This is a genomic window from Pseudomonas fakonensis (assembly GCF_019139895.1).
Taxonomy (GTDB): Bacteria; Pseudomonadota; Gammaproteobacteria; order Pseudomonadales; family Pseudomonadaceae; genus Aquipseudomonas; species Aquipseudomonas fakonensis.
In genome coordinates, this window is record NZ_CP077076.1 from 4,276,881 (window position 1) to 4,295,487 (window position 18,607).

Annotated in this window: 11 protein-coding genes and 1 other RNA gene; 5 read left to right on the top strand and 7 right to left on the bottom strand. The window is 62.4% G+C overall.

Features of this window, described 5'->3' with window-relative positions:
- The first annotated feature begins 63 nt into the window (after nt 1–63).
- Nucleotides 64–285: a hypothetical protein gene (locus tag KSS94_RS18735; protein WP_225935804.1), complete on the top strand. Its 222-nt coding sequence runs from the start codon at nt 64–66 to the stop codon at nt 283–285.
- Nucleotides 286–420: 135 nt separating this feature from the next.
- Here the strand turns inward: KSS94_RS18735 and KSS94_RS18740 are convergent, their stop codons facing one another.
- The 6 genes from KSS94_RS18740 to KSS94_RS18765 form a co-directional block, all read right to left on the bottom strand.
- A complete protein-coding gene (locus KSS94_RS18740; protein WP_217839571.1) occupies nt 421–2,463 on the bottom strand; it encodes an ATP-binding protein in 2,043 nt (680 codons plus the stop codon).
- 425 nt (nt 2,464–2,888) lie between these two features.
- Nucleotides 2,889–2,985: signal recognition particle sRNA small type (gene ffs, locus KSS94_RS18745), an RNA gene on the bottom strand.
- Between the two features lie 203 nt (nt 2,986–3,188).
- Nucleotides 3,189–5,543 (bottom strand): NAD-dependent DNA ligase LigA, encoded by a 2,355-nt coding sequence (ligA, locus tag KSS94_RS18750; protein ID WP_217839572.1) that lies wholly within the window; start codon nt 5,541–5,543, stop codon nt 3,189–3,191.
- A 253-nt stretch (nt 5,544–5,796) separates the two neighbouring features.
- A complete protein-coding gene (gene zipA / locus KSS94_RS18755) occupies nt 5,797–6,684 on the bottom strand; it encodes a cell division protein ZipA (RefSeq protein ID WP_217839573.1) in 888 nt (295 codons plus the stop codon).
- A 206-nt stretch (nt 6,685–6,890) separates the two neighbouring features.
- Nucleotides 6,891–10,379 (bottom strand): chromosome segregation protein SMC, encoded by a 3,489-nt coding sequence (gene smc / locus KSS94_RS18760; protein ID WP_217839574.1) that lies wholly within the window; start codon nt 10,377–10,379, stop codon nt 6,891–6,893.
- Between the two features lie 3 nt (nt 10,380–10,382).
- The gene (locus KSS94_RS18765) at nt 10,383–11,042 is read right to left on the bottom strand and encodes a GntR family transcriptional regulator (protein ID WP_217839575.1); all 660 of its coding nucleotides are present in this window, start codon (nt 11,040–11,042) and stop codon (nt 10,383–10,385) included.
- Between the two features lie 258 nt (nt 11,043–11,300).
- Here KSS94_RS18765 and xdhA point away from each other — a divergent pair, with 258 nt between their 5' ends.
- From xdhA to guaD, 4 genes are all read left to right on the top strand, one after another.
- Nucleotides 11,301–12,755, top strand: coding sequence for a xanthine dehydrogenase small subunit (gene xdhA / locus KSS94_RS18770; RefSeq protein ID WP_217839576.1), 1,455 nt, complete (start codon nt 11,301–11,303; stop codon nt 12,753–12,755).
- Nucleotides 12,748–15,147, top strand: a complete 2,400-nt coding sequence (gene xdhB / locus KSS94_RS18775) for a xanthine dehydrogenase molybdopterin binding subunit (protein ID WP_217839577.1) — start codon at nt 12,748–12,750, stop codon at nt 15,145–15,147. Before xdhA ends, xdhB begins: the two co-directional genes overlap by 8 nt.
- A 161-nt stretch (nt 15,148–15,308) precedes the next feature.
- A complete protein-coding gene (gene xdhC, locus KSS94_RS18780) occupies nt 15,309–16,154 on the top strand; it encodes a xanthine dehydrogenase accessory protein XdhC (RefSeq protein WP_217839578.1) in 846 nt (281 codons plus the stop codon).
- Between the two features lie 12 nt (nt 16,155–16,166).
- Nucleotides 16,167–17,471 carry a guanine deaminase gene (gene guaD / locus KSS94_RS18785; protein WP_217839579.1) on the top strand — a complete coding sequence of 435 codons (1,305 nt, stop codon included), beginning with the start codon at nt 16,167–16,169 and terminating at the stop codon, nt 17,469–17,471.
- Between the two features lie 211 nt (nt 17,472–17,682).
- On the opposite strand, the gene aqpZ is transcribed toward guaD, so the two are convergent.
- Nucleotides 17,683–18,381, bottom strand: coding sequence for an aquaporin Z (gene aqpZ, locus KSS94_RS18790; protein ID WP_217839580.1), 699 nt, complete (start codon nt 18,379–18,381; stop codon nt 17,683–17,685).
- Nucleotides 18,382–18,607: the final 226 nt, after the last annotated feature.

Sequence of the window (18,607 nt, forward strand, 5' to 3'; positions counted from 1 at the left end):
TAGTGAGGCTACCTAGCCTCAGCAGCAAGCCGATCAACACCAGCGCTCACATCGGGAATGCCCATGGACGACGACAAGGCCGTAGTAGCCGCAGACACGCTCGAACTGCTGATGATGAACCAGACGGCCATCCGGGCAGCCCTGGAAGAGCTGTCGCTATGGGTAAGCCAGCGTGGCTCAACGCACATCCACGATAACGTACTGGGAGCGCTTCAGACACTCGATACGAACGCACAGAGCATTGGCCAAGGGATTGCCCTCCTACGCTCAGAGCATAGCCCATAAGGGAAACAGACCCACTTAGCCGCCTTCGCGGGCGGTTTTCTCATCCTTATGATAGCTCAGGACCCTGGCGAGCCTTATAGACGAGACCTATGCCTCCCGCCCGACTTATAGACCCGCCGACCCAACAAGACTGCCTTACATTAAACCCGGCACGCGGCTTAACCTAGTCGTAAACCATGAATAGCTATTAAGGAACTCGTCTTTGTCTATCTTCGGAACAGGCTTAGCGTGCGCTTCATAACGCCTTGCAATATTGATGGTATCCATATTCATTTCGAAACGATCTTGCTTCTTCTCAAATGTAGGACCGAAATCACCCCAGTTAGACCTGAACAGTGGTTTCAAATCTGAAAGAAACAGTTCATTGATAGCATCTTGAGGTCTGCGCCCAACAAATAACTGACTTTGGTCTACACTACCATTCCGAGGCTTTAACCCCTTAATGATTTGCTCAGAAATCAGCTTATCATCAAAGCCAAACTTGAAACCTAAAACCATAATCACATACTTACGAAGGGCAACTTCCACCTCTGTACGCTTCTCAAACAGCACAGCAAGATCAGGAAGTTCTGGCTCTTGTGGCAAGACTTCTAACGGCAAATCTCCTCGTTTGAAAGGAGAAATGACCTTTTTATAAGCCTCACCATATTCATTCAGGAAATCTCGCAAATCGCGAATAGCAAAATCCCCAGAGTGCTCATGCACCAGACCGTACCGCACAAACTGCATAGCCTTCTCGGGCGCATCAGAAAGAAACTCCAAGAAGAACGCCCTATCCCCATCAGCTAGAACTGATAGCAAGTCATATTCATCTGGATACCACCAGACTAGCGAGAGAAGGATATCCTTTATAGGCTGTGAAATACGATTTCGGATAGCACTATTTTTTGAGGAGAAGTCAGCTTCAACAATCTGCATCTTCGATTCGGCAGACACATGATCAAGCGATTTACTGACCTCACTACACGCCAACCTGATTAAATACGGGTGCCCGCCGTAAACCCTCTGAAGATAACCATATACTTGTTCATCGAATGAAAAGCCGGAGTACTTTCCTATAGAACGAACCATATCACGCACATCAGATCGATCTAAAACTTCCAGATAATAGGGAACAGCAAGCTGGAATATAGGATTTGGAATATGATTAAAGTGAGACTGCTCCACACTAGATGGGTTAACACCAGCCACGACGAACACTATCCCGCCTGCCACTTCTTGAGACAGCGACCTTATTGTTTGCCAGAATGGCACATAATCGTCATCCCAATGCTGACCAAGAGCATTGCTGAGGGTTGGTGTTATAAACTCAATCTCATCAAGCAGTAATGCGATTTGGGTTACAGCCCCAAAGCCCAATATACGCTTAACCAGATGGTTGAAGCTATTAGATGCATTTAGCTGATCATATACACCTTCATCACGTATCGTCAGCTTGTGCTTCGCATGTATAGCAGAAATAAGCCTACCTGCAATTTCTTGTAACAACTGCCACCAGCGCATACCATAGACCCCAGGCCCATGGCAGTCTATATATTCAATAAGCACCCCCTTATCACTAAGGCGACGCTGAATAGCGTACAATACCGAGGTCTTTCCTGTCTTTCTGAGGCCAAAAATTCCCGAGTTCTCTTTCCTCACAGCAATACGCTGGATAACTTCTTGAACCAACGGATCACGACCATAAAAGTACTTATCGTGCTTAATAGGTGAAGACATACCAAAAAGATCAAACAAACCAATCCTTTCGGCCAACTTAGACCTAATGAAGAAATTTCCTCTCTTCGCATTCCTCAGTTCCTCCGCCTGAATCGAGACAATGACCCAATCATTAGTCCCTTTAACCAGCTCTTCAGTAATGGCGGAGTCACCCTCATGTATAATTATTGCAACAACCTTGTCAACCCTATGCCTGAAATCAGGAGATGCTGAAAAGTTTTCCAGATTAGTCAGAGTGCGGGCATCAGTCCTACGATGGGGAGAGTAAAGGACAATAACTTCTTTCAGGAGACCAAATCGTTCCTTCACCAACTCTTTCGGTTCGCACAGCCAAACAAACTGGCCACCATGCTGATTACCAAAAGTCACATCGAAAGCTTCGTCGAGTGAAGAAGCCAAGAGGTGTTGATCTGGGTGGTGAGTAAAAAAACGTTCAAATGCTTCTTTTCTTACTGCCATGCTGCAAAATCCCTTTATAGGTTCGTCATAGCACATTGCCTGCAGCAAGTATATTTGATTCGTACGAGACCATTGCAAGCCTTTTCGCAAGGGTTCCGAAAAATGTCCGCTTGGAACGGAGCAGCGCTTGCCCTTGGCTACGCCTCCGTGAAATGAACGGACACAGAGCCACGACACCAAGAGGCAGCAGTAAAAGATGGACAGACGCAGCTTGAGACCTCGCGTAGCTAGCCAGGCCGCCATAGTAGGTGAGTCTCAAGCCCTGCCGCTCACAAGACAGAGCAGGACAATGCTTGGGCAGATCCTACATACGAGATAATATGACATATGAAGTACACCACTCAGGTGTACCTAAACGCTGTCACACTTCGAGATTTTTGAGCGAGAAATCCTTGAGAATTCAAGGACTTGCGAAATGGAGGCGGCCCCACCAGCCACACCCCGGCACTCGATGTTCCCGCTATGGCTGCTCCCTTCCGGGCCTGACCAGGTTAACGGGTAATCAATGCGGGGGGACCGGTGGGACCACCATTACGCAGCTCGCTAGGCAGCGAGCCGCGCCATTGTACCGTTCCGTGGCGAAGATACAACCGTTGGGGGAGAAAAAAGCATCATTTCTCAAGGACTTGTGCCGTGGGGGGCGGGTAATGCCGGGCGCAGGACCGTTCGGGCCTCATCGCCGGCAAGCCGGCTCCTACAGGGAATGCGTCAGCTTTTGGGCTTGCCTACAGGCTGATACCCTGCCCCGCCATGAAGGCAACGAACTGTTCTTCATCCAGCACCTTCACCCCCAGCTCGTTGGCCTTGGCCAGCTTGGAGCCGGCGCCGGGGCCGGCGACCACGCAGTGGGTCTTGCCCGACACGGAGCCGGCCACTTTCGCACCCAGGCTTTCCAGCTTCTCCTTGGCCACATCGCGGCTCATGCGCTCCAGGGTGCCGGTGAGCACCCAGGTCTGCCCGGCCAGGGGCAGGCCTTCGGCGGTTTTCTTCTCGCACGACCAGTGCATGCCGAACTCGAGCAGTTGGGCTTCGATGGCGCGAGCCAACTGCTGGTTGGCCTCGACCTTGAAGAACTCGCGCACGCCTTCGGCCTGCTTGGCGGCCAGGGCCTGGCGCAGGTCGATGCCGTCAGCGGCGATGATCTTGTCCAGGGTGCCGAGCTTGTCTACCAGCTTTTCCGCACCGGTGGGGCCCACTGAGGGGATATCGAGCTTGGCCAGCATGCCGGCCAGGGTGGTGCTGGCGGCGAATTCTGCGGCCAGCTCGCCTTCATCCTGCAACTGCATGCCAGCGGCCAGCAGCGCTTTGATGACGTCCTGGTTATGCGGGTCTTCGAAGAAGTTGTGGATCTCGTACGCCACTTCCAGGCCGATATCCGGCAGGTAGGTGAGCACCTGTGGCAACGCCACCTGCACCCGTGCCAGGCTGCCCAGGGAGCGCGCCAGCACCTTGGCGGTCTCCTCGCCCACATCGGGGATGCCCAGGGCGTAGATGAAGCGCGCCAGGGTCGGGCGCTTGCTGGCCTCGATGGCAGCCAGCAGCTTGTTGCTGGACACCTCGGCGAAGCCTTCCAGGCCGACGATCTGCTCGAACTGCAACTTGTACAGGTCGGCCGGCGAGCGAATCAGGCCTTCGTCCACCAACTGCTCGACGCTTTTTTCGCCCAGGCCGTCGATGTCCATGGCGCGGCGCGACACGTAGTGGATGATCGCCTGCTTGAGCTGCGCGGCGCAGCTCAGGCGGCCGACGCAGCGGTACACCGCGCCTTCGCTGGTGGTTTCCTTGCCTTTGCTGCGTTTGACCAGCTGGGTGCGCTCGACCTGCGAGCCGCACACCGGGCAGGCGCTGGGCACCTGCACCGGGCGCGCGCCCCCGGGGCGGCGGTCGAGCACCACCTGCATCACCTGCGGGATCACGTCGCCGGCACGGCGGATGATTACCGTGTCGCCGATGCGCAGGCCCAGGCGGGCGATCTCATCCATGTTGTGCAGGGTGGCGTTGGACACGGTCACGCCGGCCACCTTCACAGGCTTGAGGCGCGCCACCGGGGTGACGGCGCCGGTACGGCCGACCTGAAACTCGACGTCGAGCACCTCGGTCAGCTCTTCCATGGCCGGGAACTTGTGGGCGATGGCCCAGCGCGGCTCGCGGGCGCGGAAGCCCAGCTCGCGCTGGGAGGCCAGGCTGTTGACCTTGAACACCACGCCGTCGATCTCGTAGGGCAGCTCGTTGCGCCGGGCGCCGATGTCGCGGTAGTAGGCCAGGCACTCTTCGATACCGGCGGCATGGCGCAGCTCGCGGCTGATGGGCATGCCCCAGGCCTTGAGCTTTTCGAGGATGCCGATGTGGCTGTCGCCGAACGGCTCGGACACCTGGCCGATGCCGTAGCAGCAGAACTCCAGCGGGCGGCTGGCGGTGATCTTCGAGTCCAGCTGGCGCAGGCTGCCGGCGGCGGCGTTGCGCGGGTTGGCGAAGGTCTTGCCGCCGGCCTCGGCCTGGGCGGCATTGAGGCGTTCGAAACCGGCCTTGCTCATGTACACCTCGCCACGCACCTCGAGCACTGCCGGCCAGCCCTCGCCCTGCAACTTGAGCGGGATGTTGCGCACGGTGCGCACGTTGGCGCTGATATCCTCGCCGGTGGTGCCGTCGCCACGGGTGGCGCCCTGCACCAGCTGGCCGTCGCGGTACAGCAGGCTCACCGCCAGGCCGTCGAGCTTGGGCTCGCAGCTGTAGTCCACCGCATCGCCTGCTGCGAACAGGTCGCCGGCGGGCAGGTCGAGGCCCTCGTTCACCCGGCGGCCGAAATCGCGCAGGTCGTCTTCTTCGAAGGCGTTGCCCAGGCTGAGCATGGGGACTTCGTGGCGCACCTGGCTGAACGCCGACAACGCCGCGCCGCCCACGCGCTGGGTGGGCGAGTCGGGGGTAACCAGGTGCGGGTGCTCGGCCTCCAGGGCCTTGAGCTCGTTGAACAGCCGGTCGTATTCGGCGTCGGGCACGCTGGGTTCGTCGAGCACGTAATAGCGGTAGTTGTGCTGGTCGAGTTCGGCGCGCAGTGCGTGGATTCGGGTTTCGGCGGTCATTTTCGGGTCTCTTGCAAGACAGGCGGGCAAGCCCTTGGCCTCGTGCTGCACCCTCAAGCAACGGGGCCGCTGTGCGGCCCATCGCGGGCAAGCCCGCTCCTACAGGGGGCGCGTATTACCTGTAGGAGCGGGCTTGCCCGCGATGGGCTGCACAGCAGCCCCGATCGATAGAGGTGACAGCACCAGCCCCTGGCTACTCACTTGCCTGAATCATCGCAGCGCGGGCCGAGGCTGGACCCGCGTGCCTGGATACTTAGCGCTTCTGGGTCAGCGCGCGGCGCTCGAACTCGACGATGCGCTGGCGGTAGTGCTCGATGGTCTGAGCAGTCAGCACGCTGCGCTGGTCGTCCTTCAGTTCACCGTTGAGCTCGTGGGCGAGCTTGCGGGCGGCGGCGACCATCACGTCGAACGCCTGCTTGGGGTGACGCGGGCCAGGCAGGCCGAGGAAGAAGCTCACCGCACGGGTGCTGAAATGGTCGATGTCGTCCAGGTCGAACACGCCGGGCTTGACCGCGTTGGCCATGGAAAACAGCACTTCGCCGTGGCCGGCCATGCTTTCGTGGCGGTGGAAGATGTCCATTTCGCCGAAGCGCAGGCCACTTTCCAGAATGTTCTGCAGCAGGGCCGGGCCCTTGAAACCGTTCTCGTCGCGGGAAATGACGCTGATCACCAGCACCTCTTCCACCGGCGGCAGGTCCTTGGCGGCGTTGCCAGTGGCGGCGAAGCCGCTGTTGCGGCTGTTATCGGCGGCGAAGTCCTCATCGCTGTCGGCGAACAGGTCGGGCTCGCGCTGTTCGGAGGCCAGGTTCAGGTCGCCCTGTTGCGGTTCGCTGTTGTTGCGCTTGCCGCGCTTGGGCTTGGCCGGCTTGGCTTCGCGCTCACGCTCGCGTTCACGGGCAGGGGCGCTCACCGACGGCAGGTCGGTCTCGTCCAGCTCAGGTTCTTTTTGCGTTTCCAGCACGCGGGACGGGCCGAGCACCTCGGCGCTGCCTTCGTCGTCCGGCACGTTGGCGTAGCTGCGGTCCAGGCGGAACTTCAGCTTGCCCTTGCCGCCACGCATGCGGCGCCAGCCATCAAAAAGAATACCGGCGATGACAATGATGCCGATGACGATCAGCCACTCGCGCAGACCGATTTCCATGTAATCCCGTGCCTCTATAAAAAATATGCTTGAAAACAAAGGCTTCAAAGGCCTTTAACACGTGGCGCCAACTCTATGTTCTGACAGGCGTTTTACCCACGCAAAAAACAAGTGACATAAAGCTAGCACGACCAAAGGCAACTTTACACCGTCTGTCGCATTTGCCAGGGGCAAATAGCTGCACGATAGCGCCCGATCTGCGTGAATCACGCGTCGACCATGGCCATGGCTGCCTCCACGTCAACTGCAACAAGGCGTGAACAACCTGGTTCATGCATGGTCACGCCCATCAATTGATCGGCCATTTCCATGGCAATCTTGTTATGGGTGATGTAGATGAACTGCACGGTTTCACTCATTTCCTTGACCAGGCGGGCATACCGCCCGACGTTGGCGTCGTCCAGCGGTGCATCGACTTCGTCGAGCATGCAGAACGGCGCCGGGTTCAATTTGAAGATGGCAAACACCAGCGCCAGGGCAGTGAGTGCTTTTTCGCCGCCGGACAGCAAATGGATGGTGCTGTTCTTCTTGCCCGGCGGGCGCGCCATGATCGTCACCCCAGTATCGAGTAGATCTTCGCCCGTCAGTTCCAGATAAGCGCTGCCGCCACCGAAAACTTTTGGGAAAAGTGCCTGTAATCCGGCATTTATCTGATCAAAGGTATCCTTGAAGCGGTTGCGGGTTTCCTTGTCGATCTTGCGGATGACGTTCTCGAGGGTCTCCAGCGCTTCCACAAGGTCGGCGTTTTGCGCATCCAGGTAACGCTTGCGTTCGGACTGCTGTTCGTATTCTTCGATGGCCGCGAGGTTGATCGCGCCCAGGCGCTGGATGCGCGCCTCGACCTGCTCAAGCTCCTGTTCGCAACCTTGCTCGCTGGCGTCGGCCTCAAGCGTGTCGAGCACGCCCTGAAGATCGTAGCCGTCGGCGAGCAATTGTTCCTGCAAGGTCTTGCGCCGCACATCCAGCCCCTGGGACTCCAGGCGCTGCTGCTCCAGCTGGCCGCGCAGCATCTGCGCCTGTTGCTCGGCCTGGGTGCGGCGGCGCTCGGCGTCGCGCAGCTCACGGTCGGCTTCGTCCATGTGCAGGCGCGCCTGGCGCATCTCTTCGTCCACGCCCATGCGCCGCTCCAGCAGCTCTTCGAGCTTCAGACGCAGTTCTTCGAGCGGGGCCTCGCCCTCTTCGAGGTTCAGGCTCAGTTGCTCCTGGCGCTCGCTCAGGCGTGCGGCTTGCTGCTCCAGGCGCTCCAGGGCCTGGCGGGTGGAATCGTGCTGGGCACGCAGCGAACCCAGGCGCACGGCCAACTGGTGGGCGTGGTCCTTGTGCTGGCGGGCCTCCTGGCGCACGCGGTCGAGGCCTTCACGCAGGGTGTCGCGGCGGGCCATTAGCTGCTCACGCTGCTCGGTGTGCTGGGCCATCAGCTCCAGGGCTTCCTGCAGCAGCAGGCGGGCCTCGCCCAACTGCTCGTGCTCGATGGCACGCTGCTCCTGCAGCTCGGCGAGTTCTTCCTGCAGGCGCCGGCGGCGCAGCTCAAGCTGCTCGGCACGGGCACGACCGGCAGACAGCCGCGCCTTCAGCTCGCCATGCCGGCGGCCTTCGTCCTGGCCCTGACGGCGCAATTGTTCGCGCTGTTCTTCATGCTCGAGCTGCTGTTCACGCAGGCGCTGCAACTGCTCGTCCAACTGTTCGAGCAGCGCTTGCTGCTCCAGTTGCTCCTCGCCCAGGCGCTCGATTTCCTGGCCGCGGGCCAGTACCCCGCCCTGGGACTCGCCACCGCGGCTGACCCGCAAAAAGTGCCGGCCAACCCAAAATCCATCACGGCTGACCAGGCTCTGGCCGTCAGCCAGCGAGGCACGTTGGGCCAAGGCCTGCTCAAGATCTTCCACCGGCCGCACCTGGCCCAGCCACGGCGACAGGTCAGTACGCCCCTCGACCTTGTCCAGCAGGCTGCCAGCGATACGCGTGCCCTCGCCCGCCCCCAGCAGCAGGCGCAGTTCGCCCTGCTCCAGCTGGTTGAAATCCAGGTTGGCGAAATCGTCCAGCAGCACCGCCTGCAGGTCGGCGCCAAGCACGGTCTCGACCGCCAGTTCCCAACCGGGCTCGACCCGCAGCCCTTCGGCAAGCCGCGGGCGCTGCTCCAGCCCCTGGGCGCGCAGCCAGTCGGCGGCGCCGGCACCTGGCTCCAGGGCGGCCTGCTGCAACGCCTCTAGAGAAGCCAGGCGGCCACCCAGGCGCTGCAGGTCGCCCTGTTGCTGCTGCTGGGCCTGGCTTGCCTGCTGCAATTGCTCGCGCACGCCTTCCAGTTGCTCGACCACCTGCTGCTCTTGCAGGTGCAGCTCTTCGAGCAGCATTTCGCTGCTGGCCAGTTGCTCGGCCAGCTCGACGGTTTCGGCGTCCTGCGGGTCGGCGCCCAGTTGCTCGCCTTCTTCGCCCAGCTTGCGCTGGCGCTCGGCCAGGCGTTCCAGGCTGCTTTCCAGCTGCGCCAGGCGCGCCTGCTGCACTTCGGCCTGGCGGCGCGGCTCGGCGGAACGGGTGTTGAAGCTGTCCCACTGCTCTTGCCAGCCATGCATGCCCAGCTCGGCTTCTTCCAGCGTGGCGGCGGCCTCTTCGGCGGCGGCCAGGGTCAGCTCCTGCTCGGGCTCGATCATCGCCAGCTCTTCGCCGAGGGTGGCCAGCAGGGTGCGGTCATGGCCCAGGTGCGATTCGGTTTCCAGGCGCGTGCGCTCGGCCTCTTTCAGGTCGTCCTGCAACTGGCGCAGGCGCTGCTGGCCGTGCTGGATGCTCTGCTCCACCCGGGCGATATCGCCGGCCACCGAATAGAAGCGGCCCTGCACCTGGTTGAAACGCTCGGACAGTTCATGGTGGCCATCGCGCAGGCGCTCGATGCTGGCATCGGCGTTGCGCTGCTCGGCCACCAGCGCCTCGAAGGCTACCTCCTGGTCGCCGATCACCGTTTCGCGTTGGCGCACGCGCGCGTCCAGGTCGCGCCAGCGCAAGGCCGACAGGCGCGCCTTGAGCTGGCGCTCCTGGGCCTTGTACTCGCGGTACTTCTCGGCAGCCTGGGCCTGGCGCTGCAGGCGTTCGAGCTGGCGCTCGAGCTCTTCGCGCAGGTCGGTCAGGCGGGCGAGGTTTTCCTGGGTGCGGCGGATGCGGTTCTCGGTCTCGCGGCGGCGCTCCTTGTACTTGGAGATGCCAGCCGCCTCTTCGATGAAATTGCGCAGCTCTTCGGGCTTGGCCTCGATCAGCTTGCTGATCATGCCCTGCTCGATGATCGAATAGCTGCGCGGGCCCAGGCCGGTGCCGAGGAAAATATCGGTGATGTCGCGGCGCCGGCACTTGGTGCCGTTGAGGTAGTAGGTGTTCTGCGCGTCGCGGGTGACCTTGCGGCGGATCGAGATCTCGGCGTAGGCGGCGTACTCACCCACCAGGGTGTTGTCGCTGTTGTCGAACACCAGTTCGATACTGGCCTGGCTGACCGGCTTGCGGCTGGTGGAGCCGTTGAAGATGACATCGGTCATCGACTCGCCGCGCAGGTTCTTCGCCGAGCTTTCGCCCATCACCCAGCGCACCGCATCGATGATGTTGGACTTGCCGCAGCCGTTGGGGCCCACCACGGCGGCCATGTTGCTGGGGAAGTTGACCGTGGTGGGGTCGACGAACGACTTGAACCCGGCCAGGCGAATGCACTTGAGGCGCATCGGTCAGGCCCGCGCCATGGCCGCCAGCACCAGCTCGCAACTGCGCTGGCAATAGGCGGCGAGTACCTCGCGAATACCCGCCAGGTCGCGGGCGACCACCACTTCGAGCAGGCGCGCGAACAGGCTGAGGTAATCGACCATGTTGGCCTGGCGCTGGTCCAGCGCCAGGTAATAGGCGCGGCTCATGGCCGGGTGCAGGTTCTCGACGGTTTCCTGCAGGTACGGGTTGTTGGCGAACGGGTAGGCAGCGCGCATCACCGCGAAACTGTCGGCGACGAAGGCCTCGATGTCGCCGCGAGCATGGGCCTGCTGCAGGCGCTGCTGGATCTCCAAAAACGGGCGCAGGTCGGCCTCGAGGCGCCAATGTTGGGCAACGGCGTTACCCAGCAGGATGTAAAGCTCGCCCATCAGCGTGCACAGGCTGCGGATGTTGTGCTCGTCCAGCTCGGTCACGTGGGCGCCACGGCGCGGCAGGATCGCCACCAGGTGGCGGCGTTCGAGGATCAGCAGCGCCTCGCGCACCGAACCGCGGCTGACGTTGAGGGCCTGGGTGACCTTCTGCTCCTGGATGCGCTCGCCGGGCGCGAGTTCGCCGCGGATGATCCGCTCGGCCAGGTAGTGGGCTATCTGCTCGGAGAGGCTGTCCGGCGCCTTGAACGTCATGGTTTTCCTTCAAAATCGGGAGGCTATGCACAAGCGCGCGATTGTAGCGCACTTGCTGCTTGCGCGAGGTGCTTTGTGTGACCGCAAGGTCAACCTTTGCGCCCGGCGCGAACTATGCTTGGGAAAAGGCACATTGCGGCGGTTCGGGTGGCGCTCGGGCAGAATCCTGACCTTTGAGTCAAAAATTTATTGACCACGGGGTCAGGGGTTGCTTAGAGTCCGCCGGAACAACAATAAAACCATTGCGAGGCCTTCCCCGTGATCCAGTTTCTCGTCAACCAGGCGCTGCACAGTGAGCACGCCCTGGACCCGAACATGACGGTGCTGCAGTACCTGCGCGAGCACCTGGGCAAACCCGGCACCAAGGAAGGCTGCGCCAGCGGCGACTGCGGCGCCTGCACCGTGGTGGTGGGCGAGCTGGTCCAGGACGAGCTGGGCAACGACAGCCTGCGCTACCGCAGCCTCAACGCCTGCCTGACGTTCGTTTCGTCCCTGCACGGCAAGCAACTGATCAGCGTCGAAGGCCTCAAGCACCAGGGCGAACTGCACAGCGTGCAGAAGGCCATGGCCGACTGCCATGGCTCGCAGTGCGGCTTCTGCACCCCGGGCTTCGTCATGTCGCTGTTCGCCCTGCAGAAGAACAGCCAGGGCCACGACCTGCACCAGGCCCAGGAAGCCCTGGCCGGCAACCTGTGCCGCTGCACCGGCTATCGGCCGATCCTAGAAGCCGCCGAACAAAGCTGCGCCCGCCCGTGCCAGGACCAGTTCGACGCACAACAAGCGCAGACCATCGCCCGCCTGAAGGCCATCGCCCCGCAGCAGACCGGCGAGCTGAACACTGGCGACAAGCGCTGCCTGGTGCCACTGACCGTGGCCGACCTTGCCGACCTGTACAGCTCGCACCCCGAAGCACGCCTGCTGGCCGGCGGCACCGACCTGGCCCTGGAAGTCACGCAGTTCCACAAGACCCTGCCGGTGATGATCTACGTCGGCCACGTGGCCGAGCTCAAGCGCATCGACAAGACCGCCACCCACCTGGAGATCGGCGCCGCCACCCCGTTGACCGACTGCTACGGTGCCCTCAACCAAGAGTACCCCGACTTCGGCGCCCTGCTGCACCGCTTCGCCTCGCTGCAGATCCGCAACCAGGGCACCTTGGGCGGCAACATCGGCAACGCCTCGCCGATCGGCGACTCGCCGCCCCTGCTGATCGCCCTGGATGCGCAGATCGTGCTGCGCCAGGGCGAACGCCAGCGTACCCTGGCGCTGGAAGACTACTTCATCGACTACCGCGTCACCGCACGCCAGGACAGCGAGTTCATCGAGAAGGTCATAGTGCCGCGCGCCAGCAACGCCTGGACGTTCCGCGCCTACAAGGTGTCCAAGCGCCTGGACGATGACATTTCTGCAGTGTGCGCCGCCTTCAACCTGCACCTGGAAAACGGCCTGGTCAGTGACGTGCGCCTGGCCTTCGGCGGCATGGCGGCCATCCCCAAACGCGCCCGCGCCTGTGAAGCTGTGCTGCGCGGCAAGCCCTGGACCCAGGCCAGCATCGAGCGCGCCTGCCAGGCCCTGGCCGAAGACTTCACCCCGCTCAGCGACTTCCGTGCCAGCCGCGAATACCGCCTGCTGACCGCGCAAAACCTGCTGCGCAAGTACTTCATCGAACTGCAATCGCCGCACATCGAAACCCGGGTGACCGCTTATGTCTAACCATCACGCCGTCAAGAGCCAGGCCGAAATGGCCGCACTGTTCAGCCAGGACCTGACCACCGGGGTCGGCCGCAGCCTCAAGCACGACAGCGCCGACAAGCACGTGGCGGGCGAAGCGGTGTACATCGACGACCGTCTGGAATTCCCCAACCAGCTGCACGTGTATGCGCGCACCGCCGACCGCGCCCATGCGCGCATCCTGCGCATCGACACCAGCCCCTGCTACCAGTTCGAGGGGGTGCGCATCGCCATCACCCACGAGGATATCCCGGGCCTGAAAGACATAGGCCCAGTGGTGGCCGGTGACCCGCTACTGGCCATCGACAAGGTCGAGTTCTTCGGCCAGCCGGTGCTCGCCGTGGCCGCCCGCGACCTGGACACCGCGCGCCGCGCGGCCATGGCTGCAATCGTCGAGTACGAGGACCTGGAGCCGGTGCTGGATGTGGTCGATGCGCTGCGCAAGAAGCACTTCGTGCTCGACAGCCACACCCACCAGCGCGGCGATTCGGCCGCTGCCTTGGCCAGCGCCCCGCACCGCATCCAGGGCAGCCTGCACATTGGTGGCCAGGAGCACTTCTACCTCGAGACCCAGATCAGCTCGGTGATGCCCGGCGAAGACGGCGGCATGATCGTCTACTGCTCCACGCAAAACCCCACCGAGGTGCAAAAGCTGGTGGCCGAGGTGCTGGATGTACCCATGCACAAGATCGTCGTCGACATGCGCCGCATGGGCGGTGGCTTTGGCGGCAAGGAAACCCAGGCCGCCAGCCCCGCGTGCCTGTGCGCGGTGATCGCGCGCCTGACCGGCCAGCCAACCAAGATGCGCCTGCCGCGGGTCGAGGACATGATGATGACCGGCAAGCGCCACCCGTTCTACGTCGAGTACGACGTGGGCTTTGACGACAAGGGCCGGCTGCACGGCATCAACTTCGACCTGGCCGGCAACTGCGGCTACTCCCCTGACCTGTCCGGCTCGATCGTCGACCGCGCCATGTTCCACTCCGACAACGCCTACTACCTGGGCGATGCCACGGTGCACGGCCACCGCTGCAAGACCAACACCGCCTCCAACACCGCCTACCGCGGCTTCGGCGGCCCGCAGGGCATGGTGGCCATCGAGCAGGTGATGGACCACATCGCCCGGCACCTGGCGCTGGACCCGCTGGCGGTGCGCAAGGCCAACTACTACGGCAAGACCGAACGCAACGTCACCCACTACTACCAGACCGTCGAGCACAACATGCTCGAAGAGATGACCGCCGACCTTGAAGCCAGCAGCGACTACTTCGAGCGCCGCGAGTCGATCCGCCGCTTCAACGCCAACAGCCCGGTGCTGAAAAAAGGCCTGGCGCTGACCCCGGTGAAGTTCGGCATCTCGTTCACCGCCACCTTCCTCAACCAGGCAGGTGCCTTGATCCACATCTACACCGACGGCAGCATTCACCTCAACCACGGCGGCACCGAGATGGGCCAGGGCCTGAACACCAAGGTGGCGCAGGTGGTGGCGCAGGTGTTCCAGGTGGACTTCAAGCGTATCCAGATCACCGCCACCAACACCGACAAGGTGCCCAACACTTCGCCCACCGCTGCCTCCAGCGGCGCCGACCTGAACGGCAAGGCGGCGCAGAACGCGGCCGAAATCCTCAAGAAGCGCCTGACCGAGTTCGCCGCCCGGCACTTCAACGTGACCGAGGAAGACATCGAGTTCCGCAACGGCCATGTGCGCGCCCGCGACCAGATCGTCAGCTTCGAGCAACTGGTACAGCAGGCCTACTTCGCCCAGGTGTCGCTATCGACTACAGGCTTCTACCGCACCCCGAAGATTTTCTACGACCGCAGCCAGGCCCGTGGCCGGCCGTTCTACTACTACGCCTTCGGCGCCGCCTGCGTGGAGGTGATCGTCGACACCCTGACCGGCGAGTACAAGATGCTGCGCGCCGACATCCTGCACGATGTGGGCGACTCGCTGAACCCGGCCATCGACATCGGCCAGGTGGAAGGCGGCTTCATCCAGGGCATGGGCTGGCTGACCACCGAGGAACTGGTGTGGAACGCCAAGGGCAAGCTGATGACCAGCGGCCCGGCCAGCTACAAGATCCCGGCGGTGGCCGACATGCCGATCGATATGCGCGTGAAGCTGGTGGAAAACCGCAAGAACCCCGAGGACACGGTGTTCCATTCCAAGGCCGTGGGCGAGCCGCCGTTCATGCTCGGCATCGCCGCCTGGTGCGCGATCAAGGACGCGGTGGCGAGCATCGCCGATTACCGCGTGCAGCCGAACATCGACGCGCCGTCGACGCCGGAGCGGGTGCTGTGGGGCTGCGAGCAGATGCGCAAGGCGGTGACTGCGGCGCAGCCAGCGGAGCCCGAGCTGGAAACCGTCATTCACTGACAGTGCAAGGCTCTGTAGGAGCGGCCTTGTGTCGCGAAAGGGCTGCGCAGCAGCCCCAGAAATCTTGGTTGCTGCACAGACCCCGGGGCCGCTTCGCGACCCTTTCGCGACACAAGGCCGCTCCTACAGGCGACCTCAGCGCTTTTGAGAGAGGCACAATCATGCACCAATGGATCAACGCCCTCGCCGACCATCAAGCCCGCGGCGAACCCTGCGTGCTGGTGACCATCATCGAAGAGCGCGGCTCCACCCCACGCAACGCCGGCTCAAAAATGGTGGTCAGCGCCAGCGCGCTGTACGACACCATCGGCGGCGGCCACCTGGAGTTCAAGGCCCTGCACATCGCCCGGCAGATGCTCGAGGAGAACCGCCACACCCCGCACCTGGAGCGCTTCAGCCTCGGTGCCAGCCTGGGCCAGTGCTGCGGCGGCGTCACCGTGCTGCTGTTCGAACCCATGACCGGGGTGCAGGCCGAAATCGCCGTGTTCGGCGCGGGCCATGTCGGCCGCGCTCTGGTACCCTTGCTCGCCACCCTGCCCTGCCGGGTGCGCTGGATCGATTCGCGCGAGCAGGAGTTCCCCGAGCACATCCCTCAAGGGGTGAGCAAAATCGTCAGCGAAGAGCCGGTGGACGAAATCGCCGAGCTGCCCGCCGGCAGCTACTGCATCGTCATGACCCACAACCATGCGCTCGACCTGGAACTCACCGCCGCCATTCTCAAGCGCAACGACTTCACCTGGTTCGGCCTGATCGGCTCGAAGACCAAGCGCGTCAAGTTCGAACACCGCCTGCGCGAGCGCGGCTTCGAAGATGCCCTGCTGGCGCGCATGCGCTGCCCCATGGGCCTGGCCGAGGTCAAAGGCAAGCTGCCGATCGAGATCGCCGTGTCCATTGCCGCCGAGATCATTGCCACCTACAACGCCTGCTTCGGCCAGCACGACGCTGGCGCCAATGCAGGCCCCATTGCCCAGTTGCTGCCGCCTTCCCGGCGCAGCCAAGCCCTCTGACGAGCGTATTCAATGACCGCTACACGCAAAGCCTACCGCGCCGCCATCCTGCACAGCATCGCCGACCCCGCCGAAGTGGGCCTGGACGCCTCGCAGCAATACTTCGAGGACGGCCTGCTGGTGATCGACGACGGCCGCATCAGCGCCGTCGGCCATGCCAGCGAGCTGCTGCCCACCCTGGCTGCCGACATCGAAGTGCTGCACTACCAGGACGCGCTGATCACCCCGGGCTTCATCGACACCCATATCCACTTCCCGCAGACCGGCATGATCGGCTCCTACGGCGAGCAACTGCTGGACTGGCTGAACACCTACACCTTCCCCTGCGAGAAGCAGTTCGCCGACAAGGCCCACGCCGACCAGGTGGCGAAGATCTTCATCGAAGAGCTGCTGCGCAACGGCACCACCACCGCCCTGGTGTTCGGCAGCGTGCACCCCGAGTCGGTCAACGCCCTGTTCGAGCAGGCCGAGCGCCTGGACCTGCGGATGATCGCCGGCAAGGTGATGATGGACCGCAACGCCCCGGACTACCTGACCGACACCGCCGAGTCGAGCTACCACGACAGCAAGGCGCTGATCGAGCGCTGGCACGGCAAGGGCCGCCTGCACTATGCCGTGACCCCGCGCTTCGCGCCGACCAGCACCCCGGAGCAGTTGAGCGTGGCCGGCCAGTTGCTCAAGGAGCATCCGGGCGTGTACATGCACACCCACCTGTCGGAAAACCTCAAGGAAATCGACTGGGTCAAAGAGCTGTTCCCCGAGCAGAACGGCTACCTGGACGTGTACGACCACTTCGAGCTGCTGGGCGAGCGCTCGGTGTTCGCCCACGGCGTGCACCTGTGCGACAGCGAATGCCAGCGCCTGGCCGAGACCGGTTCGGCCATCGCCTTCTGCCCCACCTCCAACCTGTTCCTCGGCAGCGGCCTGTTCAACCTGCCCCAGGCCGAGCGCTACAAGGTCAACGTGGGCCTGGGCACCGACGTGGGCGCCGGCACCAGCTTCTCGCTACTGAACACGCTGAACGAGGCGTACAAGGTGATGCAAATGCAAGGCGCGCGCCTGCACCCGTTCAAGTCGCTGTACCTGGCCACCCTGGGCGGCGCCCGCGCGCTGCGCCTGGACGACCGCATCGGCAGCCTGCGCCCGGGCAACGACGCCGACTTCGTGGTGCTGGACTACAAGGCCACGCCGCTGCTGGACTACCGCATTCAGCAATCCAAGAGCATTGAAGAGACCTTGTTTGTGCTGACCACCCTGGGCGATGACCGTACCGTGCGCGAAACCTACGCTGCAGGGCGTTGCGTGCACAAACGCTGAACCTTGTGGGAGCAACTTTCTTGCTCAATTTCTAAAAGCCGACTCGATTCTTGTGGGAAGCGGCCTTGTGTCGCGATTGGGCTGCGCAGCAGCCCCGGCGATTTTGCAGGATGCCGATATTCTGGGGCCGCTGTGCGGCCCATCGCGACACAAGGCCGCTTCCCACAGTGCCAAGGCTTCGGGGCATGCTATGAGAGTGGCCTGCTGACCATCAGGACGGCTTGGCCAACCCGCGATACAACCCGGCACCAATGGCTGCCCCAATCAAAGGCGCCAGCCAGAACAACCACAGCTGCTGCAACGCCCAACCACCGACGAACAACGCCGGCCCCGTGCTGCGCGCAGGGTTCACCGAGGTATTGGTGACCGGGATCGAGATCAGGTGAATCAGCGTCAGCGCCAGGCCAATGGCAATCGGCGCGAACCCTGCCGGCGCCCGGGCATCGGTCGCGCCCATGATCACCACCAGGAACATCGCCGTCATCACCACTTCACTGACGAACCCCGCCGCCAGCGTGTAGCCGCCGGGCGAATGTTCGCCATACCCGTTGGAGGCCAACCCGTTGCCCAGCTCGAAGCCGGCCTTGCCGCTGGCGATGCACCAGATCACCGCAGCGGCAATGATTGCGCCGACCACCTGGGCGACTACGTAGGGCAGCAGCTCTTTCGCCGGAAAGCGCCCGCCCACCACCAGCCCGAAGGACACGGCGGGGTTGAGGTGACAACCGGAGATATGGCCAATGGCGAAGGCCATGGTCAGGACAGTCAGGCCGAAGGCGAAGGCAACACCGAGAACCCCGATGCCGACGGGTGAGCTGGCAGCCAGTACCGCGCTGCCACAACCACCCAGAACCAGCCAGAAGGTGCCGATCAGCTCGGCACCCATACGAACACCCAGAGATGTGGTCATGGACCTTTCCTCAAGTAGTTGAACGCAATGAATGCGCAAGCCCAACTGCTTGATGAAGGTTTGCATACAAGAATTTAGCAGAGGTTTGTTTTATGCGCAGGCAGCGGCTGCCAAGCTACCAAGACTGAAACTGAAGCGGACCTTGTGGGAAGCGGCCTTGTGTCGCGATGGGGCGTGTAGCGCCCCCTGATATGCCTGCTATACGTTGAAATTCTGGAGGCCGCTA